Below are 24,088 nucleotides of genomic sequence, written 5' to 3'. Positions count from 1 at the left end.
CCACTTTACACGGGAAATAGAGTGAATTATTTCAAATTAAATTATAAAGTTAAGGATTATTATTATGCAAGCACTACACTTTGGCGCAGGTAACATTGGACGAGGTTTTATCGGCAAATTACTATCCGATGCTGGTGTACAAGTTACATTTGCTGATGTCAATCAGGAAATTATTGATGCCATCGCCACTCGTCATGAATATCAGGTAAATGTTGTTGGCGAGCAATCTACCACTGAAATAGTTAAAAATGTTGATGGAATTAATAGCACCTCTAATGAAGTGATCGATTATATTGCCAGCGTTGATTTACTCACCACTGCCGTTGGTCCACAAATTTTAGCGCGTATTGCTCCAACGATAGCCCAAGGAATTATTGCAAGACATAATCGAGGTAACAGTAAGCCACTTAATATTATTGCTTGTGAAAACATGGTACGAGGTACCAGCCAATTTAAACAAGAAATCTTTAAAGCGCTACCAGAAGAAATTCAGCAATGGACAAACACCCATATCGGTTTTGTCGATTCTGCGGTGGATCGTATTGTACCACCTGCAACATCAAAAACAGGCGATATACTAGAAGTGACTGTTGAGACTTTCTCGGAATGGATTGTTGATGAAACACAATTTGTAGGCATTATTCCAACCATTAAAGGCATGCAACCCGTTGATAATTTAATGGCTTTTGTGGAACGTAAGTTATTTACACTTAATACTGGTCACGCAATAACTGCTTATTTAGGATTTTATAATGGTATTGGCACAATACGTGATGCAATTCTAGATGAACGTATTCGTTTAATTGTACGCGGAGCCATGGAAGAGAGCGGGTTAGTACTTATCAAACGTTACAATTTTGATGAGCAAAAACACATGGCATATATTGAAAAAATATTATCCCGCTTTGAAAATCCTTATTTACAGGATGATACTGCACGTGTTGGGCGTCAGCCAATTCGTAAATTAGGTGCAGACGATCGTTTAATAAAACCATTACTTGGCACCTTTGAATATCAAGTTAAAAACACTAACTTACTAATTGGAGTTGCTGCTGCGCTTAACTATCGTAATAATGATGATGAGCAAGCAGTTAAACTAAAAAAACTCATTACTGAAAAAGGCGTTAAACAAGCTTTTTGTGAAATCTCTAGTATTGACGTTAATAATTCTATTGTTATGAAGGTTGAAGAAATTTATACTGCAATGCAAGATCATCAATTTGTCTAATTCTCAATGCCAGAATCGATATTACAAGAAGATATAATATTAGAAAAACTCAACCAGCAAGCTGATATTCACAGCTTGCTAAAAGTTGCCATTAAATTAATTAATGATAATGTCAACAAATTGATTCTTAAAGTCTTCCGAAAAGAGCCTCACGCCATTAAATTTGTTATTCCCTCATTGGTGGGTAAAAATGGACCTCTCAATGATACCTCAGTGTGCCTAAAACTGCTTTATGTGTTGGGTATTATTTCTCGTGAGGATTACGAAGATATAGAGCTACTGATTGCTGTTTTGGACGAACTAGAGCTAGACGACAAACAATACACTTATTTAGATGATGAAATTTTAGGTCCTATTAGCTTATTACATGATATGGTATTACCACCAAGCTGGGAATCGCAACACGAAAAAGTAAAACAATCAGGTATTGTCGATACTTTAAAATCTTCCATTTACCAAAATCGCTATCAACAAATGATACGCTCGGCACTCATCATCGCTATTACAGAGCTAACGGTTCGAGTCATTAATAAACAAAAGATTGACTATTTTCCATAATAATATTGATCGTATATTTTGTTGATACGTTAAATTTGATATGCTCGATATGTCACTTATATCTATTTAAAGAAATGATTCGCAATTTAAAAAAAATAATTTAACGAGTAAAAACATCGATTAATTCAGGCGGATTGTTTTGCTCTATTTATCTTAAGCTGATGAACAATTCAATTTAATGTTTATCTTTCCGCCCACATTTTCAAACTCGAAATGCATAAATGATACCTTTGATGTTCAGCGTGATCATCTAAAATTGATGACGAATTTAAAACGTCTGTTAAGACCTAATGATACTATCATTTTCTCCAACAATAAGCGTGGTTTTAAAATGGATAGTGGTAGTATGCAGAATCTTGGGCTCAACTATCAAGAAATTAATAATAAAACCCTTTCGCTGGATTTTAAACGCAATAAACAAATTCACTGCTGTTTTATTGTAAAACATCAATAGACGTAGCTGGAAAACAGCTAGGTAGAGTATTAATTTTATTAATGTTTTTTTAACAACACCAAAAACAAAAAAATTAAATAAAATCAATGCTCTACCTGAACGATTTTATAGAAATACGAAAAATAAAACAAAATAGCTAATCCATCCGAATATCAATATAGAAATGATCACTGAAGTTTATAACACCCGAAACCTGTAATTCTAAATATTTAAAAAGAATTCATTTGGATATTCACCTAATTTTATTTAATTTTTCAACAAAACTTAATCATCCTACCTAACAACTAACACCGAAGTTTTAGCACCTCGAACCACCCCAGAAGCATTAGATCCTAAAAGATGAGTTGAGATATTAGGACGACGTGAGCCTAGAATAATTAAATCGGGTTGAATTTCTTCCGCTAAACGGAGAATCTCATCCCTTGGATTACCAAATGCAATAGAAAAGGATACATTTTCACGCGGTAAATCAATCGAGTCAATAAGTTTATGCAAGTCTTTTTCCGTTTGTACTGTAGCTTTATCCTTAAATTCGTCAAAACCAAATGAGTAAACATTCACAATGGCTGAAGCGACTGGTAATGTATGAAAAAAGATAACTTGGGCATTAGACAGTTTGGCTAAGCACTCTACATGTGGAATCACTTTCTTGGTTAATTGGTCTTCAAGCACATCGATAGGAACTAGAATTTTTTTGTACATAACTCCCCCCTTGCTTTGTTAAAGATTCAATTATATATTCAGTGAAGCTAAAATAGGTTTTACCTAGCTAGTATGATACTCATTTTAAATTTAATCTTTAATTATTTTTTATTCATTTTATGATGGAGATCAACGTTCGCTATATTATTTATCAATCCAATATAAAAATCTAGTTAGAACACGTAGTTGATCGTAATGGTCATATCGGGTTTAATGAACACCCTTTTGCTTGGATTTTAAGAGATAATTAAAATGAGAATCATATTAGCATCAACATCTGTATCCCGTAAAAAAGTGCTCGAAAAATTAGCTATCCCTTTTGAGTGTATGCCACCAATTTGTGACGAAACACCACTAGCAGGTGAGTCAGCTAAGCAATTGGTGGTTCGGCTAGCTAAACTTAAAGCCCAATCATTAGCTATGCAGTTTGCTGATAGTTTAATTATTGGCTCTGATCAAGTTGGTGTGTTAGACGGTAATATTGTTTGCAAACCGCATACAATTGATAATGCCCGTAAACAGCTTCGACAAAGTAGTGGTAAAGCTTTCTATTTTTATACTGGGATGACAGTAATTAATACCAAAACACAACAACAAATCACTATTTGCGAACCATTTAAGGTGACTTTTCGGCATTTAACTGATTCAGAAATTGATGCTTACATTAGCAAAGAGAAGCCACTACAATGTGCTGGTAGTTTTAAATGTGATGAACTGGGCATCACCCTGTTTGATAAACTTGAAGGTGATGATATTAATTCATTAGTTGGGTTGCCATTATTAAAACTCAATAAAATTATGATCGACATGGGTTGTAATCCACTTTTAATATAACAATTCAGTTAATAACTAAACCCATTAGTCAATAAATCGTCCAACTGACATTTTCATAACTTTTTGGCTATAACGGGCAACATCATGATCATGAGTGACAATTAATAACGCAGTGCCTTGCTGATGAATTTCAGACAGTAGTTGCATGATTTCAGCTGCGCTTTCTTCATCAAGATCACTGGTTGGTTCATCAGCAATAATCATTTGTGGTTTACAAATCAGTGCTCGCAATATCGCAATACGGCGCATTTCACCACCTGACATATGGGCAGGATATGTATCTTGCAAATGGCTTATTTTGGCTTTTTCAAGCAACCTCTTAGCTTCATTTAAGGGATTTTGGTTTTCTCGCTTGGTTAAATAAAAAGGCAGTCGAATATTATCAATTGCTGTTAAATTAGGTAGTAAACTGCTACCTTGAGGAATATAACCAATATGCTGATTACGAAAGGCAGATACTTGCTGATCATTAAGATCAAATAAATTTGTATTATTAATAGTGATTTTTCCTTGCGTTGGTGTAAGTAAACCAGCAATCATATTTAGCAAAGTGGTTTTACCACTGCCTGATTTACCCATAATGCATATAAAGTCATCTTTTGCCATTGAAAAACTAACATTATTCACAGCTGAAAAGGTTTGTTGCCCTCTTATGTAATCTTTACGTAGGTTTTTAACATTCAGTAACATTATTCGCCCTCTCTAAGGGTGCTATAAGTATCAAATTTAGTCATTGATAAGGCACTATAGGAGCTTGATAAAGGTCCTATAATTAGCGTAAGAATAAAAACAACAATTGCATATAATAATGCATCAAATAGTGAGATATTTACACACGGCAAACCAATAGATTGGCAGATCAATAAGCTAAATGCATAAAGTAATACCGAGGCGATAACAATGCCACTAATTCCACCTAATGCACTAATAATTAAAGATTCACGAAGCAACATTTTGACTAAATCACGCCGTGAAGCGCCTAATATTCGTAATAAGCTAATTTCACGCTTGCGTTCATTTAAGCTTGAAGAAAATATCACAAAAATCACAATAATAGCTAAAACCCAAAAAATAGCCGATAGGCTATATACAATAGTTGAAAAGCTAGTTAACCATTTTGATATATTACTTAACATACCTTTGGTCATAATAAAATCAATATTATAGTCAATGGCGTATCTGGGCATAATTTGATTAACAATATCTTTAGGTTGATAATCTGAATTGACCTTAATGAAAATCGACGAGGCATAATCAACAAAATGGTCAACATCCCCTTCAATTAATTTTGCATTTTTCATTAATGATTGGGCTGCCGACATAGTCATAAAGACAGAGGTATCAAATCCCATCCCTGTGCTATCCATTTTAGCAATAATTTTAAAAGGATGATTAAAAAATAAGATTTCATCCCCCACATTAGAACTAATTTTAGAACCAACAACGACTTGATTATCAGTCAATGGCTCTGAAAGTTGTGATTGTAACCAAGGCTTAATTATAAAATCAGTATGCTGTTCAAAACCAATTAATTGGACTTTAGACGAACAACATCCTGCATTTAATGAAGCAATAAATAGCTGAGGTGAAATGGCCTCAATACCTTTGATACCTTTTATTTTATCAATCAAATCTACTTTTAAATAAAAAGTACTCGGTTCACCACGCAATAAGGCAACTTCCATATTTTTTTCGTAACCATTAGGCACAATAAGAATATCAGCACCTAACCTGTTAGCCATGCCTGAAATACCAAGGCTGAGATTTTTCATCAGTATACTTCCACCAAACAGCGTTGCCGAAAAAAGCGTAATGATGATAATCAAACAGCAACTTCTAAACGGTCGCCGCTGAATATTTCGCCATGCTAAATTTGCCATGGTGATCGGTTTTTCGCACATATTGACTTCCCTGCTTGTTCGATTTAAATGTTATACCTATATCTGGTAAAGATAAGTGTGGTCTTTGTTTGCTAACAAAACTCTATCAATTTTTCGTTGTTTTATTTAAGTAATAGATGTTAATAACAGCGGCAATAAATAATAAACCTGATAATAAAACTAAGGCCGGTTTAGATCCCATATTGCATCGCATTATTTCATTACCGCAAACACCAATTAGAATTGTTGGTATAGCCGCTACTAATAAAGAAATACACGCAAGTGCCATACTTAATCCCATTCGCACAAAAGCAGTACGGCTAGTTAGTAGCAATGCACCAATGGCTATCACTAAACAACCAATGCCAATTTCAGCTCTTGCTGTCCAAAAACATTTCATGATTTTTCCTGTGCCACTATGTATATGCCCGTTATGTGCTACCTCGCTACTAGCGTGATTCAATGTATCAACAGGCATGCTTACAACGTCTGGAAGAGGACAAACTGGCAATATATATAATGGAAATAAGATAATTAATACTCCAATAATAATAAAAATACTTGATGAAATAAGACGGTTTTTCATATATAACAACCTTCAGTTGATTAATTATCAATTACACGTGCAACTTTGCCGTGCTCTAGTACTACAGTGGTTTGTGCATGTTTTGACACTTCTAGTGAGTGAGTAACTACAATAATGGTACTGCCTTCTTTGTGCAGCTCATGTAATAAATTCATGACCATCGCTTCGTTGCTTTCATCTAAATTACCAGTTGGCTCATCGGCCAAAATCAGTTTTGGATAGTTAATCAATGCTCTAGCAATACAAACACGTTGCTGTTCGCCACCTGATAACTGCCTAGGTAAGTGTTTAGCTCGAGCAGCAAGCCCAACACGTTCGAGTGCTTGCATAGCCTCTTTTTCGTCAACCATACTATGATAATATTGAGCAAGCATGACGTTTTCTAGTGCGGTTAAATACGATACTAAATGAAATTGTTGAAAAATCAGACCTATCTTATCTCGACGTATTTCGGTTAATTCTGACAAAGAAAGCTGAGTAATATCTTGCCCGTCTAAAATCACTGAACCAAGTGAAGGTTTATCCATACAACCAATGATATTCATCAAAGTTGTTTTACCACTACCAGAAGGTCCCATAATCGATAACCATTTACCTTCTTCAACTGTTAAATTCACTTCAGAAAGTGCATGAAGAGAACCATAAATTTTAGACACATTTTTTACTTCGAGCATATTCATACTTTATATCCTATTCACCGCGTAATACTAACGCAGGCTCTACTTCAAGAGCACGTTTTACTGGAATTAAACACGCAATTACCGTTACTATCACTGAGATAATGATAGTGGTTGGGATCAGATAAAACTCAATAATAATTGAACGTCCAAACACATTGGTACTAATAATTTGAGCAAAGATAAGCCCGCATATAGCCCCAATAAAGCCACCAATAACACCTAAAACTAATCCTTCAGCTAAAAACTCTTTTGCAATACTTTTATTGTTGGCTCCTATCGCTTTTTTAAGACCAATTTCTTTACGACGCTCCATTACCACTGTCATCATAGTGGTAGCTACACAAATCATGGTAAGAACGAGTACAACAAAAGTAACTAAATAGAGTAACGAGGACAGTTTGCCTAATACAGATGCTTCTGACTTTGTCACCCATTTAATTAAATGAGGTTCAACTGTTGTCATTTGTTTTTTTATTTTTTCAATGTACTGTTTTAATTCTGTTTCTGTGGCGGCAATGCTTACTTCAACAACTTCGGCTTGCTCGCTTTCTTCAAGTAATTCTTCTAAATCGTGCAGATCAACAAAAATAAAGTTATCTTCGGAACGTCCAGTTTTAACAATACCTGTAACGGTGAGTTCTTCATCAAAACGAGAATCTTGTTTAGATTTGCCGGAAATCGGCATAGTGCTACCAATGTTTAATTTAGCAAAGTTAGCAATATCAGTACCAATCATTATTTCATGTGAATTTTGTGGTATTGAACCTTCAATAGACCAATAAGGACTGGTTTTTACAACTTGTTTAAAGTCGGTCCCCACAATAGTATAAGGTTGCTGATTACTACGAATTGAATTATAACGAAATGGGGTAACACCAAGTAATTTATCTTCTGGTAAAAAGGTAACCGCTTTATTAACCTCTGTCATTGCTACCGTTGATTGATTATTGGCAGGTAGTAGTAGAAGATTGGCACCATAAGAACGGAATTCTTGTCCCATTTGCCGTGGTATATCATAACAAAGTGTGATCATACCAAGAAGAACCGTTGCTCCAATAGCAACGCCAAGCAAGGCGATGGCAATGCGAGAACGGCGTCGGATAAGTGAACTTAACACGGTTTTAATTATAAAGCGCCTATTTTTATTGATCATGAGACTTACCTTTCATCTTATCGACCATGTAACACATCAGTTGGACGCAAAAACATCATAATACGCAATGCTGGTAAACTACCTAAAAAGGTAATTAAGATCACCATAATTAGGGCCAAAGGAATAATTATCATCTTAGGCTCAACAAAAGAACCAAACACTGTATGACCAATAATTTGCGCAAAACCAAAACCAATAAAGTAACCAAAAAATCCACCAAGTAAGGCAATAATAAAGATTTCAGTTAATATTAGCATTGCAACAGCTGTATTAGTTGCACCAAGCGCTTTTAATAGGCCAATTTCGGTACTGCGCTCTATAACGTTAGCAGTAACCAAATTCGAAATAGCAAGCGCCGAACAAATCAATGATAAGATAGTTAGTAATAACATTAGTAATTGTGTTTTTTGTAAAATGGAGCCTTCTGACTCAGCAACTTGCATAATAGCTTTCACACGCACATCAGGCATTAACTCTTCTAGCTGGTATGCAATTGAGCTAATATAAGCAGTGCAATACCATGTATCCCATTCTGTTCTAGATAAACTGTTTGGATCTTGTGCTGCTTTACGAGCTAATTCGTTTTCTGGGGTGGTTAATGCACTAACCTCAACACGTTCAACTAGTCCTTTTTTATCGGCAAGATCTTGTGCAACTGGTAAAGAGACATAAATTTGCGTATCTTCAGCACCACCACTATGAAAAATATTGTTAATAGTTAATGTAAACTTTTTGTTTGTTTTCGTTGAAATTATATCTATCGTATCGCCTAGCTTTAGATTCCACTGTTTGGCTACAGATTCACCCACCATAGCTCCTTGCAAATTATCATCGGTCATGGTGTTTCCTTCAATTGTCCACCATGATTTCATGGCTAACATACCGGTATTAACTTGATCTCCAGTTGGAATATTAAGGTATTTATTGAACCAAGTACCAACAACTGTAATCGGTTTATCGTTAAAGGAGGCTTGCGTCGTTAGGAAAGGGGCAAAATCAACAATATTATAAGCCCAAAAAATCATCTTAATTCTAACAAGTTCTTCTTCTTTAATATATTGCACAGCTTGCCCACTATCATTGTTATCAAGCTGGTACATTTCATTAATGACAGCACTACCACGAGGAACGATATTGAGATTAGCACCATAGGCTTTTAGCTCTTGATTCACCTTATCACCTACGTCAAACATTACATTTAGCATAGCAGTAGCAAGCGAAACACCCAATGCAACCGTTAAGGCAATAAGAAAAAGTTTCTTTTTTTGGCGAATTAAAACACTTAATAACATTCTACAAAACATACAATATTCCTTTTAATACGCTTTTATTTGAAACGACTTTTTTCTGCTTCAAGGTTAGCTGGACGAATCACCATATTGCCGTCAATAATTTCGTATTTAAGTGGAACTGGGTTACATCCTCCTGAAAATCCAATCGTTGCAATGTTCATTACTACATCGCACAAAATACAAACGACTTGATCACCGCGTTGGTAGTAACCACTTGCACCACAAATATCGCAAGCATCAAAACCTACACCATAAGCATTATCGCTTTTTTTAATAACAATAAAGCGAACTAAAGTTCCATCTGTTGCCTGATAACCATAACGATGTAAATTACCGTCGTTCACTTTATCGAGAGGGATAACAATTAAGCCATCAGCATTAGGCGATATAGGCTCTGCCGGTGTAAGTTCTACGCCTTTTTCAAAAATGTAACGCGCGCGCGTCACAGTATATGCGGTTATTGCTGTACCAGCCATAATCATTAGGGCAGATCTTCTATTGCTACGTAATTGTGCTTTAAGTTTACGAATTTGAGCAGGGTTATTACCCACTAACGAAGTTGTTTTTGATTTGATATACAAAACAATGGCTAAACAAAGCACAATTGTCATGAAAATAAAGATAAAGAAATTAACATGACCAAGAATAAAAATAACCAACTCCATCATCCATGGTTGGGATGAAATAAAACGCCTAACAATTAAAATTTGTAGAATATTAATACTATTTTGAATAGTGAAAATAATAATTGACAGTGAAGTAATAGCAAAAATAAATTTTGTCGATAATTGTCCACATATACGGAAAGTAAATAGCCCAGTTAACAAGATTATAAGTAAAGCAAAACCATAACCAACCCATTTAAACAAATAATCATTATTAAAAATAGAATCCATCCCGACAGAAAATTCGAATGGATAGAGCATTAAATTAGGTAAAAACTGGGCACTTATCAAACCAATACTGAGTGCAAATAGTAGTATAAAAAAGAAATTAGCTGTTCGGTTATAAGTGGATTTTTGCAAGCAAATAGCAATAATCAACGGTATAGCAATAATAACCCAAGGTATGATCACTCCAAGATCATAATATTCACGAACAGCAAACCCTGTGTTGCGTTTTAAAATGGCATAAATCAATGCAGCAATAAAGCCCAATACAAAACCAAACAAAATAATTTTTTTAATATGATGAAGCGTGGATCTTATAATTGCAGCGCTCAGTAATGCCATCATCATTGCTGGAACGAAAGTATTATCGGTAATGTTGATAAGGTATTGAAGCATATTCATTGCCTAGCTATTGCAAATATTATAGGTGAGCATAATGCTCACCATAACTGACTATTAATTATGATATTAATTATATTTAGTATCTAAAAAAAGTTACCATGCACGCGGAATGTAATCAAAGTCCCAAGAAACTTCGATAGGTTTGCTCCAAAAGCGTCCTTCCACACCTGTTTCTTTATCAACATGTAGTAAATAACCTTGTTTTTCTGGGTTTTCAATCATAAATGTTACTTTATATTTACCAGCACCATCTAATTTTATATTATTACCATAGTGAGGACCATCAGAGGCATTCATTGGCATAAAGTTACCTTCAATTACTTTATCACTGCCTTGCTTTTGAATTTTATATTTTACAGTTAAGTAAGGAACAAAATCACCTACGCCATAACCTAAGTTATTACCTTCTGCAGCTGAAATATCAGCTTCAATGTGCATGTCTGATTTTGAGGCTGGTAAACCACCCATACCAGCGGGTTCCATATCAACAGGTTGGAAATAAACAGCACCAATGTGTAATGGCCCCACGGTTACTTCATCACCAATTGGAAACTCTTCAAATCCTTTTTGTTCGCCAGGTGCCGGTGCTGCTGCATGAACGAATGAAGATAAGGCAAGTATTGAAGCAATACCTGCTGATAAAATTAATTTTTTCATTGAAAACTCCTTCTCTTAGTTTTTGAAAATTTATTACACTTGTTTTTTGGGGTATTAACACAACTCAGTTTTTCAATCCGCATTTATGCAATTTTAAGCAAATAAGCAATATTAATAATTATTGCTTTTTACAACTATGTTTAGCTTTGTAATATATGACAGAAACTACTACAATAAATACCATAATTATTTGTGGAACTAATGTCTCGACTGTTGGATAAATACCTAAAACTTCGACAGAATGTATAAAATCAACAGAGGTAACTGGGATCATATCTGCCTCTTGTAATTCTTTTACTCCACCACCGGCAAAAGCTATTGCCATGATATACATCAAAATACTAGTGCCAATAAAGAATGGGCGAATTGGTAATTTCATGGTACCAAAACGAATAACGACAAAAATAATCGCAAGAATTATCGTTCCAATAGCTAGCCCATACCAAACCATATCCATGTGTTCTTTAGCTTCAATTAGCATTGCTTGGTAAAACAAGATCGTTTCAGCACCTTCACGAAAAACAGCTAAAAAGGCAGCAAAACCTAAGGCAAAGCGACTACCAGATGACACTGCAGTTTGTACCTTTTCTTCAACATAGCTTTTCCAAGCTTCAGCTTCTGCCTTTGAAAACATCCAATTACTAATAAAAAATAGTACAACTGTTGCCAAGAGCATAGCAATTCCTTCAACAATTTCTTGATTTGCGCCGCTAATATCAAACACAGTATGAAGAGCAATTGCCGCTAAAATACTGGCAAAAATAGCTACAAGTGAGCTCATATAAACTACTTTTACCATGGCAAGATGTCCAGAACGAACCAAATAAGCTGAAATTGCCGCAATCACTAAAATCGCTTCCAGCCCTTCCCTAAAAATGATAATAAACGAAGCTAACAGAATGCTCCAACCGCTCTCTTGCTTACCATCTAGTTCGTTAGCATCTTCATGTAACATTTTTAAAATAGTATCAATTTCATTTCTAACAACTTTATTCGACGCACCATCGTTCATTAAACGTTTAATTTTGGCAAATTGATATTCGGTATCGGTTCCTCGTTTACCCGAAATATAAGACATAACCGCACGCTCAACCCCATGCTTTTCATAAAAGCCAAAATAGGCATTATTAACTCGAGCTTTAGCACGCTCAACATCTTTTATAAAATAGATATCATAAGCGTCATTTAAGATGGTATCCATTTCGTCAACAATAGCATTCCAACTTTCGTATTTTTTTTCGGCAGCATAAGATGATGGGGCCAAAGCCATTAAACTTCCAATAAGAAGCAAAGCAAGTATTAAAAATCGTTTCATATCTTAACTTTACCTTTTATTTTCCTATTAAAAGCATACCTAGTGGTTTACTGCCTTCTGGTAATTGTAGCTCTTGGCTAATAACTTCTGATTTAATGGAGTGAATATAACGAGCGCTTAATTTTAGTGCCGACGCAACTAAATAAGCGTTTTGACTCATTGCACCAACGGCCGTGTAATTAAAGTTAGCGATTTGTTCTGGATTTATATCGGTTAATGCACTAGCATCCGACACAAAAATCAATGAATAGGCTGCTCGCCTTGTAAAACTTTGCAAACCAATATCAGCACGAATATCTTTATTATTAATTTCTTTTAAATAATGACCTTCCCACTCATATAAAAAAGTACCCTTTTCACTGGCGAGGTAGATTCTCACATAAGGAGATTTACCCTTAACCATCGGCACCGTCCACCCTGTTTTACCACGATTTAAACCACTTGCAGCCCAAAGTACTGTCGAAAGTTCGTCATCAGAAATTTTACCAGTAGGAAAGCCCCCCCCAGGAGTTGAAGATCGTTTTTTTAGACTTTCAAATAGACTCATTCCATCTTTAGTTTGAGGGGTAGGTAATGCAATATCGGCATAACAAAAAGAGTGTGAAAACAAAAATACAAATAAAATAACAACTATTTTCCGTATAAACCACGGCATAGCAACCTCGGACATTATCGCAATAATTTCATCAATATCTTATTGCGAATAGAATTAATTATCAACCTCAAATAATAACAATTATCATTTAAGGTACTATGGCGCTATAATTATTATTCATACAATACATACCCAATTTCGAATTTCAAAACCACAAATCAAACATTATCAACCGATATTTTTATTTTTTTATCCATTAAGTATATACTTAGGCAAAATTGATTTTTGAATATATTGAGTAACAATATCTTATGCCATTATCGACATTAATTGTTTTGCCACTTTTTATTATTACAATTGTTTTTGCCTCACTCTTTAAACAGACAAAATGGCAAATGCTAACCATAACTTTACTAACGATCTTTATTGTAATGGAGCTAACTTCTATCTATTTTAGTGGTGGCTTTATTGATTATCAGTTTTATGTAAATTTAAACATTAATGACATAATCGAAGGGCTATTTATTTTTAAATTACAAGCAGTCTTAGTTATCGTTGTCTTTTTTTCCCTTATTTTTTTGCTATCAAAACTCGCAGATTTATGCAAACGTAAATGTCATTTAGTATTTCGTCTGTTACTAGCCTTTGTGGCAATAGTATCCATCAGTTACAATAATGGTCCATTCAGTCGCTTATACGAAATCTATCAAGTTACAAGCGCACCTCGTGAGCCATTTGAGCAGGCGTTACAATCACTTAATATGACTCACTATACCAATAAAGATCAGCTTGTTAGCTATCAAGGTAAAAATATTATTGTTTTATCTTTAGAATCATTTGAACAAGGCTTTTTCGATTTTGAGGATATTACCCCTAATTTACAAAAACTTCGCCAAGATTATACCTTTTTTGCTAATATGCCCATGAGTCCAGGAAGCTCATGGACTACCGCATCGATGTACACTTATATGACCGGCATGCCCTTTCTAATTGGTGGCTACACAACATCACCACTAATGCGCGCAGACAAAACCAATCTAGTTAGCCTAGGCGATATACTTAATCAAGCGGGCTATCAAACCCGTTATGTAATGGCTAGCCCTGATTTTGCTGGTATTGGTCACACTGCAGAACTGTTTGGTATGCAAGTCATTTCTGAAAAAAACTATGTCGGCCAATATCCACCAGCACCTTTTGGGCTGTATGACAAAGACATTTTTGATGTAGCGCAAAAACAAATTACTGAAATGCGCAAAACAAAAAAACCTTTTGCTTTATTTATTTCAACTGTTTCAACTCATGCACCAAATGGTTTTGATGATGAAAGAATGAAATCGGTTATTTCACCAAAATCAGATAATATGTCTTTCGTTGCTGCTTCACTAGATCATAATTTGGGAATTTTTATCCAACATCTAAAAGAAGAAGGTGTATTAGAAGATACTGTATTTTATATTTTTCCAGATCATTTAATGATGGGAGCAGGCACACCAACAATCAATCGTCTTTCAGAAAAAGAACGCAAACTTTATTTATTAACAAATGCACATACGCAAGATCTACAAAAAAACACTGATCAAACTATTTATCAGATTGACTTACCTCGTTTAATTTTAAATGGAGCCCAAGTCAAAACTAACGCTAAATTTTTGACTGACTATTTAACTGAACCTAATTTTGATAAAAAACAGTTTATTGAACAAAATAAATCTAATATTGCAACGCTCAATAATTCAGCACAAGTATTTAAATAGGCACGAAAAATGACGTTTGATACATTAATTTTTGTCTCTACAATTAGCTTTTTAGGTATGATCTCACCTGGGCCTGATTTCTTTTTGGTGTTAAAAAATAGCTTAAGCTATAACCGCAAGATAGCATTGCTCACTTGTCTAGGCGTCATCATCGCCATCTTAGTTCATATGAGCTATTGTATTGCGGGTATTGCAGTACTTATCACCACAACTCCACTTCTTTATAACGCCTTACGCTATGCGGGTGCCACTTACTTAATATGGCTTGGCATAAAGGCACTGCTCGCTCAAAAACCAAATACCACCTATATTGGTAAGCCACAACTCATGCAGCCAATTTCAGAAAAATCAGCCTTTATGCAAGGTTTTTTATGTAATTTACTTAATCCTAAAGCAACGTTATTTTTTTTAGCTACCTTTACTCAAGTGCTTAATGCAGAATCATCAACACTTGATAAGCTAATCGTTGCGTTTATTATTTGGATTGAAGGTGTTTTTTGGTGGCCTTTTGTCGTCTTTATTTTTCAAAGGCAAAGTGTACAACGACGTTACTTTAAAATTCAATTTATAATTGATAAATTACTAGGAGGCATTTTAATTACACTAGGAATTAAAGTTGCCCTAGGTTTTTAGATTATTAAAAAGTAATTAGTAAATATTAAGTCTAAAATGCATACTTTTTTGAATATTTAAACATTAATTGTTAAACTAAAACCTGTTCATCTTTTATAATCGTCTTGTCCTTAATTTCCGATTATAAATGCACTGATAACACGTTTTATTCAATAGGCTAATTAAATGGATAAATTATTACAATATGGTCGAGAGCTTCTTGAATTGGAGATATACGAAGCAAAAAAATTACCAGATAGATTAGGCAAAGATTTTGTTAACGCATGCAAACTTATTTTAACCGCCAAAGGTAAAGTCGTTGTTTCGGGTATTGGAAAATCAGGGCATATAGGGAAAAAGATTGCCGCTTCGTTAGCTAGTACAGGAAGTCCTGCTTTTTTCATGCATCCATCGGAAGCCCTGCATGGCGACTTAGGAATGATAACTCAAAACGACGTAGCTATATTAATTTCATACTCGGGTCGAGCTAAGGAATTTAATTTAATTTTACCTATTCTTACCGAAATGCAGGTGCCTGTTATTGCTATCACTGGAGGGTTGGATTCACCACTTGCTAAATCAGCCCAAGCAATTCTTGATATTTCAATTGAAAAGGAAGCTTGTCCTATGGGACTTGCGCCAACCTCTAGTTCAACTAATACATTATTAATGGGGGATGCGCTAGCAATTGCAGTAATGCGAGCACGAGGCTTTAAAGAAGAAGATTTTGCACGCTCCCACCCTGCAGGTAGTTTAGGGGCTAAATTACTCAATCATGTCAAAGATGTAATGCGAACAGGTGATCGTATTCCTAAAATACCACAAACTGCAACCGTATTTGATGCCATGCTAGAATTAAGCCGTACAGGAGTAGGGCTAGTTGCAATCTGCCAAGATAATAATAAAATAGTTGGTGTATTTACCGATGGTGATTTACGTCGCTTATTATTAAAAAATGGTACATTACAAGATAACATTATGGACGTTATGACCAGCTTGGGACATCGAATTCCTGAAAGTTGGAAGGCTGTCGAAGCACTAAAATTATTTACTGATCATAATATTACTGCCGCTCCGGTTGTTAATAACAACAATGAATTAGTAGGGGTTTTAAACATCCATGATTTGCATCAAGCTGGTATTAGCTAAAAGTATTGGTAAATACCTATTGCCAAAAGGTACTATCTATTGAGATAATTACCGACCTAAATTTTTGTCGTTAGACGGAGATCCAAGAAAAGTTACACAATGATAAAGCGAATGATCATATAAATCAAAGCAAGTTGACATTGTGTTGTATATTTTAACCAAAATTAACAGATGATGAAACAACAATGGCAGAAAAGCGAAATATCTTTCTAATTGGCCCAATGGGGGCAGGAAAAAGCACTATAGGCCGACAAATTGCACAACAGTTAGGCATGGATTTTTTTGACTCAGATCAAGAGATTGAAAAACGTACTGGAGCCGATATTGCATGGATTTTTGACCTAGAAGGAGAAGAGGGATTCCGAGCCAGAGAAGAAAAAGTCATTAACGAATTGACTGAAAAACAAGGTGTAGTTCTTGCAACTGGTGGGGGTTCAGTCTTATCTAAAGAGACACGAAATAGATTATCCGCTCGAGGAATCGTTGTCTATCTTGAAACAACCATTGAAAAACAGATGGCAAGAACACAAAAAGATAAACGCCGCCCATTACTACAAGGAAGCAACACACCACGTGAGCTTTACGAAGAGCTAGCTGGAGAGCGCGAACCACTTTACGAAGAGATTGCTGATATTACAATTAAAACCGATGAACAAAGCGCCAAAGGTGTTGCTAATTATATTATTGATAAAATAGAGCAAATTTAAGTCGTGTATTTTAGAAATAATAGCTAATCATTAAGTAATAAATCTTTTGATAGGTTAAGGAGTAAGTATGCGTGTAGATAAAGATGACCGTTATATATCAGAACAACCCAATAAGGATTCTGCGCATTCATTCAGATTACTTAGTTTTCTTCAAGATCTTCCAAAGAAAAAATTAATTATTTTTGGTTCAGCAATTATTATTCTTTTATTGCTTGGTTTGATTATTTTTAATTCTTCTCGTAAAAAAGAAGGAACACCATTAACACCACCTGTGGTTAATGGAGTGGCTTCAACAGAAGAAAACAATAATACAATCACTGATGAACAAAATAGTGTTGGAATTGGTGGAAATCAACCTAAAAGTAATGAACTGGTGACAGATACATCAAACAGTACATTAAATAAATTTAATACACAACAACAGCAACTTGAATCCTTTTCAGATACAAGTGATGGCTTAAACCTATCAATAAATGACTCAAATGGAGATTCTAAAGCAAATCATCATTCTGCGGCAACATCTAATGGTAGGGTTAAATCAAATAAAAATAATACGAAAAAAAACACATCGAACTCTGTTAATCGTAAAACTGAAAATAATGATTTAGGGAAAAATATTAAGATAAAAAATGATCATTATGTCGTTCAGCTTAGTGCCTCTAAATCACTTGAAGGTCTAAAAAAATTTGTAAAACAAAACGATATAACAGATTACCATATTTATGAAACCAAACATAAATCTGGTTCAATGTTTATTTTAATAAAAGGCAACTATTCATCAGTAGATGAGGCACATAAAGCAATCAAGTCTTTGCCAAATGCACTACAGAAAGACAAACCATGGGTTAAATCTGGTGCAATGATTAATAAAGAAAAAGTAGCAAAATAACCAAGGATATCGTTTATTTATCCGATCAACGACAAATAGGAGTATCCGTTGAAGAAGCAACGAGCCTTTTTAAAATGGGCTGGAGGAAAATATGAGCTTGTGGACACAATTAAACGGTATCTACCAGAGGGCGATCAGCTAATAGAACCTTTTGTTGGAGCTGGTTCTGTTTTTTTAAATACTAACTATAAAAGTTATATCTTAGCGGATATCAACCATGACTTAATTTCATTATTTACATTATTAAAATCAAGTCCAGATCAATTTATCCGTGACCTTAGATTACTATTTGTTGCTCAAAACAATCACCCAGATGCGTTTTATCAACTGCGTGATGTATTTAATGGAAGTAAAGATCAGTACATCAGATCGCTTTTATTTGTCTATTTAAATCGACATTGTTATAACGGCTTATGTCGTTATAACAACAATGGACTATTTAACGTACCATTTGGACGCTATAAGACAATTTATTTTCCTGAAAAAGAACTTTACTTTTTTGCAGAAAAAGCTCAAAGAGCACAATTTTTTTGCGCACCTTACCACGAAGTAATGAAGAAAGCGGCAAAAAATTCAGTAATTTATTGTGATCCCCCCTATATACCCCCAAATGAATCAGCTGGATTTACGGCTTATTACTCAAATATATTTGGATTTGAAGAGCACAAAAACTTGTCAGAATTAGCTGAAACTATGGCGTATAAAAAAAACATACCCGTGCTTGTGTCTAATCATTATACTGATTACACAATGAACCTTTATAATAATGCAAGCGAACTTTATCGAACAGAAATGAGACGATCAATTAGCTGTGCCGGTAAAGGAAGAAAAAAAATTGACGAGATTCTAGCATTATACAAAAAGTCTTAGATAGCTAAATATAAAGCGAGTTATTAGAGGTAAGTTATGAAAGAATACATTATTGCTCCATCAATATTATCAGCTGATTTCGCTCGCCTTGGTGAAGATACACAAAAAGTGCTAGATGCAGGAGCTGATGTAATACATTTTGATGTCATGGACAACCATTTTGTACCTAATCTCACAATGGGAGCAATGTTTTGTAAAGCTTTACGAAACTATGGTATTAAGGCTCCCATTGATGTGCATTTGATGGTATCACCTGTTGAAGAGATAATTACCTCATTTGCCAAAGCTGGGGCAACCAATATATCTATTCATCCGGAAGCTACTGTCCATTTGGATCGTTCATTACAGTTAATTAAAGATCATGGCTGCACAGCTGGTATTGTATTTAATCCAACTACACCGCTTGATTATTTAGATTACGTCATGGATAAAATTGATATTATTTTATTAATGAGTGTTAACCCAGGTTTTGGAGGTCAATCTTTTATACCTTCAACAATTAAGAAATTACAACAAGCTAAACAGCGCATTATTGAATCTGGACGCAATATTCGTTTAGAAATTGATGGCGGTGTAAAAATTGACAATATTGCCGAAATAGCTAGAGCTGGTGCCGATATGTTTGTTGCTGGTTCAGCTATATTTAGCCAACCCGATTATAAAACAGTTATTGACGCCATGCGTAAAGAATTAGCAGGAGTTGAACATGAATAAACTAGAAAATATTCAAGCAGTAGCTTTTGATTTAGATGGTACATTAGTTGACAGCGTACCAGGACTAGCATTAGCAACACAAAATATGTTAGCAGACTTGAATCTACCTACAATCAGCAACGAACAAGTCAAAAATTTTGTAGGCAATGGTATTGATATTATGCTAGAACGAGTATTCAAAGCAATTGAAGTCGATCCATCAACAGAACTATTTGCCAAAGCTAAAGATCTATTTAATCAACACTATGATAAAGTCATCGATGCAGAAACAAAACTGTTTCCCAATGTTAAAGAGACCTTAAAAGTACTTCACGATAATAATTATCCACTAGCATTAGTAACCAATAAACCGGCACAGTTTTTGCCTGCTTTGCTGACTTCTTTAGGCATAAAAGAGTACTTTTCATTAGTGCTTGGTGGAGGGGATGTGATCAAATTAAAACCACACCCTGCCCCTTTATACCAAGTAATGGCTAAATTTGGATTATTCTGTGATCAGTTACTTTTTGTTGGTGATTCAAAAAATGATATTACTGCAGCCCAAAATGCTAACTGCCCAACTGTTGCATTAAGCTATGGTTATAACTATGGCATATCGATTGCCACTAGCAACCCTGATTTCTTATTTGACGATTTTAAAGACATATTAACATTATTACCTCAGCCAAAAGCTAAGGCAAAAAAATAATTAGCATAGATTAGGAATAAATTATGAGCAAACCGATTGTATTTAGTGGCGCTCAGCCATCAGGAGAACTAACACTTGGCAACTACTTAGGTGCTTTAAAAAATTGGGTGGCTCTGCAAGGCGAATATGATTGCATTTATTGTATCGTCAATCAACATGCAATTACCGTACGCCAAGATCCGAACAAATTACGTAAAGCCACATTAGACACACTCGCTCTATATTTAGCTTGTGGTATTGATCCGCGAAAAAGTACCATTTTTGTACAATCACAAGTGCCTGCGCATGCAGAACTCGGCTGGGCATTAAACTGTTACACCTACTTTGGTGAACTTAGCCGTATGACTCAATTTAAAGATAAATCGTCTCGTCATTCTGAAAACATCAATGCGGGATTGTTTGATTACCCAGTACTGATGGCTGCGGATATTTTGCTCTATCAAGCAAACTTAGTACCAGTAGGTGACGACCAAAAACAACATCTTGAACTATCACGCGACATTGCTATGCGATTTAATGCGCTTTACGGTGACATATTTACTATTCCTGAGCCCTTTATTTCGAAAGTGGGTGCTCGCGTCATGTCACTACAAGAGCCCACTAAAAAAATGTCTAAATCAGACGAAAATCGCAATAACGTAATTGGTTTACTCGAAAATCCAAAAGATATCGAGAAAAAAATAAAACGTGCAATGACCGATTCAGATGAGCCACCTGTGGTACGTTACGATCTAAAAAATAAAGCTGGTGTTTCAAACCTACTTGACATTTTAACTGGCGTGACAGGTAAGCCTATCAGCGAACTTGAAAAAGAGTTCGAAGGCAAAATGTATGGCCACCTTAAAACCGAAGTAGCAACACAAGTCATTGATATGCTAACTACACTTCAAGCGAAGTATCATCAGTATCGAGATGATGAAAGTTATCTAATTTCAATAATGCAGGAAGGGGCAGAAAAAGCACGCTCAAAAGCCGAACCAACTTTGAAAAAAGTTTATGATGCAATCGGTTTTGTATAATTGAAAAATTAATAACTGATTGTTACTAAAAATAAAACAGTATGCAATGGCTTTAATATACAAGGAAAATGGGTAACACTTAAAGCCATTTAAATATACAGGTTAGTTATGAAGATTATTATTCTTGGTGCAGGACAAACAGGTAGTGCGCTTGCTGAATATCTTGTTACTGAAAAACAAAATGATGTCACGGTGATTGATGAAAATTATGATAAATTACAATCACTACAAGAACGTTTTGATTTACAGGTGATTTGCGGAAAATCATCATACCCACAAGTTTTAGAAAGTGCTGGTGCTGAATCAGCTGATATGCTTGTTGCTGTAACTAACTCTGATGAAGTCAACATGATGGCCTGCCAAATTGGGCATGTCATGTTCAATATTCCACAAAAAGTTGCACGCATTAGATCACCTGAATACAATAACGAAAACTACCCTCTTTTCAACAAAGATTGTATAAATATAAATCACATTATTGCTCCAGAAAATCTTATCACCAACCATATTAGTCAATTAGTACAATATCCTGGTTCGCTACAATTTGCATCTTTTTACGACAATCGTGTCTGTTTAGTTGCCGTCACCGCTTATTATGGTGGTGCTTTAGTAGGTAGTGAGTTATCAGAACTTAAAGAACATTTACCGCATGTTGAAGCTCGAGTAGTAGCTATTTACCGTAAAAACCGTTTTATCCGACCGCTTGGTTCAACACTTATAGAAGCGGGCGATATGGTCTACTTTATAACTCCCCCCGTTAATATCAAAGCGGTGACCAGTGAGTTACAAAGGTTAGAAAAACCATATAAACGAATAATTATCAGTGGCGGTGGTGGTGTCGCTGTCGCTCTAGCAAAACGTTTAGAAAATAACTATCAAGTCAAATTAATTGAGCGAAATGCCGAACGAGCAGAATTAATTGCCGAGCAACTTGTTAATACAACAGTATTACATGGGGAATCATCGGATCAAGAATTGCTCTCACAAGAACAAGTTGAACTTACTGATCTATTTATCGCTGTTACCAGTGATGATGAATCCAACATCATGTCCTCCATGTTAGCCAAAAGAATGGGAGCGAAAAAAGTAATTGTATTAATTCAACGCCAAGCCTACCTTGAACTAATTAATGATAGTGTGATTGATATTGCGATTTCCCCACAACACGCCACAATATCTGAGCTATTAAGCCATGTTAGACAAACTGGGGTTGTTAAAGTTGTTTCATTAAGACAAGGAGAATCCGAAATTGTCGAAATTATTGCCAATGGTAATGGTGAAACATCAAGACTGGTTGGCAAAAATATTAATGGCCTAAAACTCCCATCGGGTGCAACCATTGGAGCTGTAGTGCGTGGAGAAGATGTTATTATCGTTAATACTGATTTAACCATAGAAGACAATGATCATCTAATCATCTTCTTACCAGATAGAAAAGCAATTACTGATATTGAAAGATTATTACAATAGCTTGTTAAAAACAGATAATCAGTTCATAATAAAAAATCAATTTGACTCGGGGTGTTTTTTGTCTAAACAAAAAACTGAGATTTCACCCGTTGAACCTGATCTGGATTATACCAGCGTAGGGAAGTCTAAGCCATAAAAGCCTTAAATTGGCAAATTCTTCCCGACATTTATAGAATTAATAAATCAGTAAGAAAGGAAGAAATATGTCAGTAGCCAAATCATTCCAAATTACCCAAACCGCTCCTTTTATCAATCATATAAAACAACACCGCCCACTAGTGCATTGCATTACTAATGATGTAGTCCAAAACTTTACCGCCAATGTACTACTTGCTATTGGTGCATCTCCAGCAATGGTGATTGCAGAACAAGAAGTTGCTGAATTTGTCAGTATTGCCGATAGCTTACTGATTAATATTGGCACTATTCACAGCAACACAGCCCAAAGTATGCTATTAGCGGCCGCCAAGGCACAGCAAACACAAACCCCATGGGTACTCGATCCTATTGCTGTAGGAGCAGCACTTAATTATCGAACTGAAATTGCACATCAATTATTATCATTTAATCCCGCAGTAATACGAGGTAATGCTTCAGAAATATTAGCACTAAATGGTCAAAAATCTTTCTCAAAAGGACCCGACGGTCAAGACACAACTCAATCAGCTTTAAACGCTGCCCAAGAGCTTGCGCAAAAATATCAAACTATTGTCGCAATGACGGGCGATGTTGACTACATAACTAACGGAAACAGCACATATAGTATAACTGGAGGTGATATTGCTTTAACAAAAGTAACAGGTACAGGATGTTCATTATCTGCAATGGTAGCGGCTTTCATAGCTAATTCTCCTGACCCATTATCAGCCACTGCCTGTGCATGTTTTATGATGAAAAAAGCTGGTGAACTAGCTAATAAACAACAAGGATTAGGAACTTTCTCGATATCACTATTAGATCAACTCTCAACATTTAACCCATCGCTTTAAT

General features: G+C 35.2%; 25 protein-coding genes, 1 pseudogene and 1 riboswitch. Of the genes and pseudogenes, 15 read left to right on the top strand and 11 right to left on the bottom strand.

Annotation, left to right across the window (positions count from 1 at the left end; all coding sequences use genetic code 11):
* Window positions 1–64: 64 nt before the first annotated feature.
* The 3 genes and pseudogenes from ACGH80_RS08775 to rlmL form a co-directional block, all read left to right on the top strand.
* A complete protein-coding gene (locus ACGH80_RS08775) occupies window positions 65–1,228 on the top strand; it encodes a mannitol-1-phosphate 5-dehydrogenase (protein ID WP_065589500.1) in 1,164 nt (387 codons plus the stop codon).
* Window positions 1,229–1,234: 6 nt separating this feature from the next.
* The gene (locus tag ACGH80_RS08770; protein WP_085164005.1) at window positions 1,235–1,786 is read left to right on the top strand and encodes an MltR family transcriptional regulator; all 552 of its coding nucleotides are present in this window, start codon (window positions 1,235–1,237) and stop codon (window positions 1,784–1,786) included.
* A gap of 111 nt (window positions 1,787–1,897) precedes the next feature.
* A pseudogene (gene rlmL, locus ACGH80_RS08765) lies at window positions 1,898–2,240 on the top strand (23S rRNA (guanine(2445)-N(2))/(guanine(2069)-N(7))-methyltransferase); the annotation flags it as partial.
* Window positions 2,241–2,513: 273 nt separating this feature from the next.
* Here rlmL and ACGH80_RS08760 read toward each other — a convergent pair.
* On the bottom strand, window positions 2,514–2,942 hold the full coding sequence (locus ACGH80_RS08760; protein WP_065561310.1) for a universal stress protein: 429 nt from the start codon (window positions 2,940–2,942) through the stop codon (window positions 2,514–2,516).
* Between the two features lie 252 nt (window positions 2,943–3,194).
* Between ACGH80_RS08760 and ACGH80_RS08755 the strand changes: the two genes are divergently transcribed.
* The gene (locus ACGH80_RS08755; RefSeq protein WP_174798616.1) at window positions 3,195–3,776 is read left to right on the top strand and encodes a Maf family protein; all 582 of its coding nucleotides are present in this window, start codon (window positions 3,195–3,197) and stop codon (window positions 3,774–3,776) included.
* A 24-nt stretch (window positions 3,777–3,800) separates the two neighbouring features.
* Here ACGH80_RS08755 and ACGH80_RS08750 read toward each other — a convergent pair whose 3' ends face one another.
* From ACGH80_RS08750 to ACGH80_RS08705, 10 genes are all read right to left on the bottom strand, one after another.
* Window positions 3,801–4,466 carry an ABC transporter ATP-binding protein gene (locus ACGH80_RS08750; protein WP_411630962.1) on the bottom strand — a complete coding sequence of 222 codons (666 nt, stop codon included), beginning with the start codon at window positions 4,464–4,466 and terminating at the stop codon, window positions 3,801–3,803.
* On the bottom strand, window positions 4,466–5,677 hold the full coding sequence (locus ACGH80_RS08745; protein ID WP_411630960.1) for an ABC transporter permease: 1,212 nt from the start codon (window positions 5,675–5,677) through the stop codon (window positions 4,466–4,468). Before ACGH80_RS08745 ends, ACGH80_RS08750 begins: the two co-directional genes overlap by 1 nt.
* Window positions 5,678–5,762: 85 nt before the next feature.
* Window positions 5,763–6,242, bottom strand: a complete 480-nt coding sequence (locus ACGH80_RS08740) for a DUF4418 family protein (protein WP_411630958.1) — start codon at window positions 6,240–6,242, stop codon at window positions 5,763–5,765.
* Between the two features lie 20 nt (window positions 6,243–6,262).
* On the bottom strand, window positions 6,263–6,922 hold the full coding sequence (locus tag ACGH80_RS08735) for an ABC transporter ATP-binding protein (protein WP_065561315.1): 660 nt from the start codon (window positions 6,920–6,922) through the stop codon (window positions 6,263–6,265).
* Between the two features lie 10 nt (window positions 6,923–6,932).
* A complete protein-coding gene (locus ACGH80_RS08730; RefSeq protein WP_085163999.1) occupies window positions 6,933–8,075 on the bottom strand; it encodes an ABC transporter permease in 1,143 nt (380 codons plus the stop codon).
* 17 nt (window positions 8,076–8,092) lie between these two features.
* Window positions 8,093–9,379: an ABC transporter permease gene (locus tag ACGH80_RS08725; protein WP_411630956.1), complete on the bottom strand. Its 1,287-nt coding sequence runs from the start codon at window positions 9,377–9,379 to the stop codon at window positions 8,093–8,095.
* A 23-nt stretch (window positions 9,380–9,402) separates the two neighbouring features.
* Window positions 9,403–10,653 (bottom strand): Fe-S-containing protein, encoded by a 1,251-nt coding sequence (locus tag ACGH80_RS08720; protein ID WP_411630954.1) that lies wholly within the window; start codon window positions 10,651–10,653, stop codon window positions 9,403–9,405.
* A gap of 99 nt (window positions 10,654–10,752) precedes the next feature.
* Window positions 10,753–11,316, bottom strand: coding sequence for an iron transporter (locus ACGH80_RS08715; protein WP_034912235.1), 564 nt, complete (start codon window positions 11,314–11,316; stop codon window positions 10,753–10,755).
* A 118-nt stretch (window positions 11,317–11,434) separates the two neighbouring features.
* On the bottom strand, window positions 11,435–12,631 hold the full coding sequence (locus ACGH80_RS08710; RefSeq protein ID WP_208610412.1) for an FTR1 family protein: 1,197 nt from the start codon (window positions 12,629–12,631) through the stop codon (window positions 11,435–11,437).
* A 16-nt stretch (window positions 12,632–12,647) separates the two neighbouring features.
* On the bottom strand, window positions 12,648–13,301 hold the full coding sequence (locus ACGH80_RS08705; RefSeq protein WP_411630952.1) for a nitroreductase family protein: 654 nt from the start codon (window positions 13,299–13,301) through the stop codon (window positions 12,648–12,650).
* Window positions 13,302–13,537: 236 nt separating this feature from the next.
* On the opposite strand from ACGH80_RS08705, the gene ACGH80_RS08700 reads away from it, so the two are divergent.
* The 11 genes from ACGH80_RS08700 to thiM all read left to right on the top strand — a co-directional run bounded on the left by ACGH80_RS08700 (window position 13,538) and on the right by thiM (window position 24,087).
* Window positions 13,538–14,980, top strand: a complete 1,443-nt coding sequence (locus tag ACGH80_RS08700; protein WP_085163995.1) for an LTA synthase family protein — start codon at window positions 13,538–13,540, stop codon at window positions 14,978–14,980.
* A gap of 9 nt (window positions 14,981–14,989) precedes the next feature.
* On the top strand, window positions 14,990–15,613 hold the full coding sequence (locus ACGH80_RS08695; protein WP_065589486.1) for a LysE family translocator: 624 nt from the start codon (window positions 14,990–14,992) through the stop codon (window positions 15,611–15,613).
* A gap of 165 nt (window positions 15,614–15,778) precedes the next feature.
* Window positions 15,779–16,741 (top strand): arabinose-5-phosphate isomerase GutQ, encoded by a 963-nt coding sequence (gutQ, locus tag ACGH80_RS08690; protein WP_065589485.1) that lies wholly within the window; start codon window positions 15,779–15,781, stop codon window positions 16,739–16,741.
* A 185-nt stretch (window positions 16,742–16,926) separates the two neighbouring features.
* Complete coding sequence (aroK, locus tag ACGH80_RS08685; RefSeq protein ID WP_034912252.1) at window positions 16,927–17,448, top strand: shikimate kinase AroK; 522 nt, start codon at window positions 16,927–16,929, stop codon at window positions 17,446–17,448.
* A 67-nt stretch (window positions 17,449–17,515) separates the two neighbouring features.
* Window positions 17,516–18,337, top strand: coding sequence for an SPOR domain-containing protein (locus ACGH80_RS08680; protein ID WP_411592633.1), 822 nt, complete (start codon window positions 17,516–17,518; stop codon window positions 18,335–18,337).
* 48 nt (window positions 18,338–18,385) lie between these two features.
* Window positions 18,386–19,207 carry a Dam family site-specific DNA-(adenine-N6)-methyltransferase gene (locus tag ACGH80_RS08675; RefSeq protein ID WP_065589483.1) on the top strand — a complete coding sequence of 274 codons (822 nt, stop codon included), beginning with the start codon at window positions 18,386–18,388 and terminating at the stop codon, window positions 19,205–19,207.
* Between the two features lie 36 nt (window positions 19,208–19,243).
* On the top strand, window positions 19,244–19,921 hold the full coding sequence (gene rpe, locus ACGH80_RS08670) for a ribulose-phosphate 3-epimerase (RefSeq protein ID WP_296318159.1): 678 nt from the start codon (window positions 19,244–19,246) through the stop codon (window positions 19,919–19,921).
* Window positions 19,914–20,609, top strand: coding sequence for a phosphoglycolate phosphatase (locus ACGH80_RS08665; RefSeq protein WP_065561329.1), 696 nt, complete (start codon window positions 19,914–19,916; stop codon window positions 20,607–20,609). Before rpe ends, ACGH80_RS08665 begins: the two co-directional genes overlap by 8 nt.
* A gap of 23 nt (window positions 20,610–20,632) precedes the next feature.
* Window positions 20,633–21,628 (top strand): tryptophan--tRNA ligase, encoded by a 996-nt coding sequence (trpS, locus tag ACGH80_RS08660; RefSeq protein WP_411630950.1) that lies wholly within the window; start codon window positions 20,633–20,635, stop codon window positions 21,626–21,628.
* Window positions 21,629–21,736: 108 nt separating this feature from the next.
* Window positions 21,737–23,098 carry a Trk system potassium transporter TrkA gene (gene trkA / locus ACGH80_RS08655; protein WP_065589479.1) on the top strand — a complete coding sequence of 454 codons (1,362 nt, stop codon included), beginning with the start codon at window positions 21,737–21,739 and terminating at the stop codon, window positions 23,096–23,098.
* A 37-nt stretch (window positions 23,099–23,135) separates the two neighbouring features.
* A riboswitch (TPP riboswitch) is annotated at window positions 23,136–23,237 on the top strand.
* 64 nt (window positions 23,238–23,301) lie between these two features.
* Window positions 23,302–24,087: a hydroxyethylthiazole kinase gene (gene thiM, locus ACGH80_RS08650; protein WP_411630948.1), complete on the top strand. Its 786-nt coding sequence runs from the start codon at window positions 23,302–23,304 to the stop codon at window positions 24,085–24,087.
* Window position 24,088: the final 1 nt, after the last annotated feature.

Source organism: Gilliamella sp. BG1 (genome assembly GCF_046635625.1).
GTDB lineage: Bacteria > Pseudomonadota > Gammaproteobacteria > Enterobacterales > Orbaceae > Gilliamella > Gilliamella bombi.
This window is presented reverse-complemented; position numbering and strand designations above follow the sequence as displayed.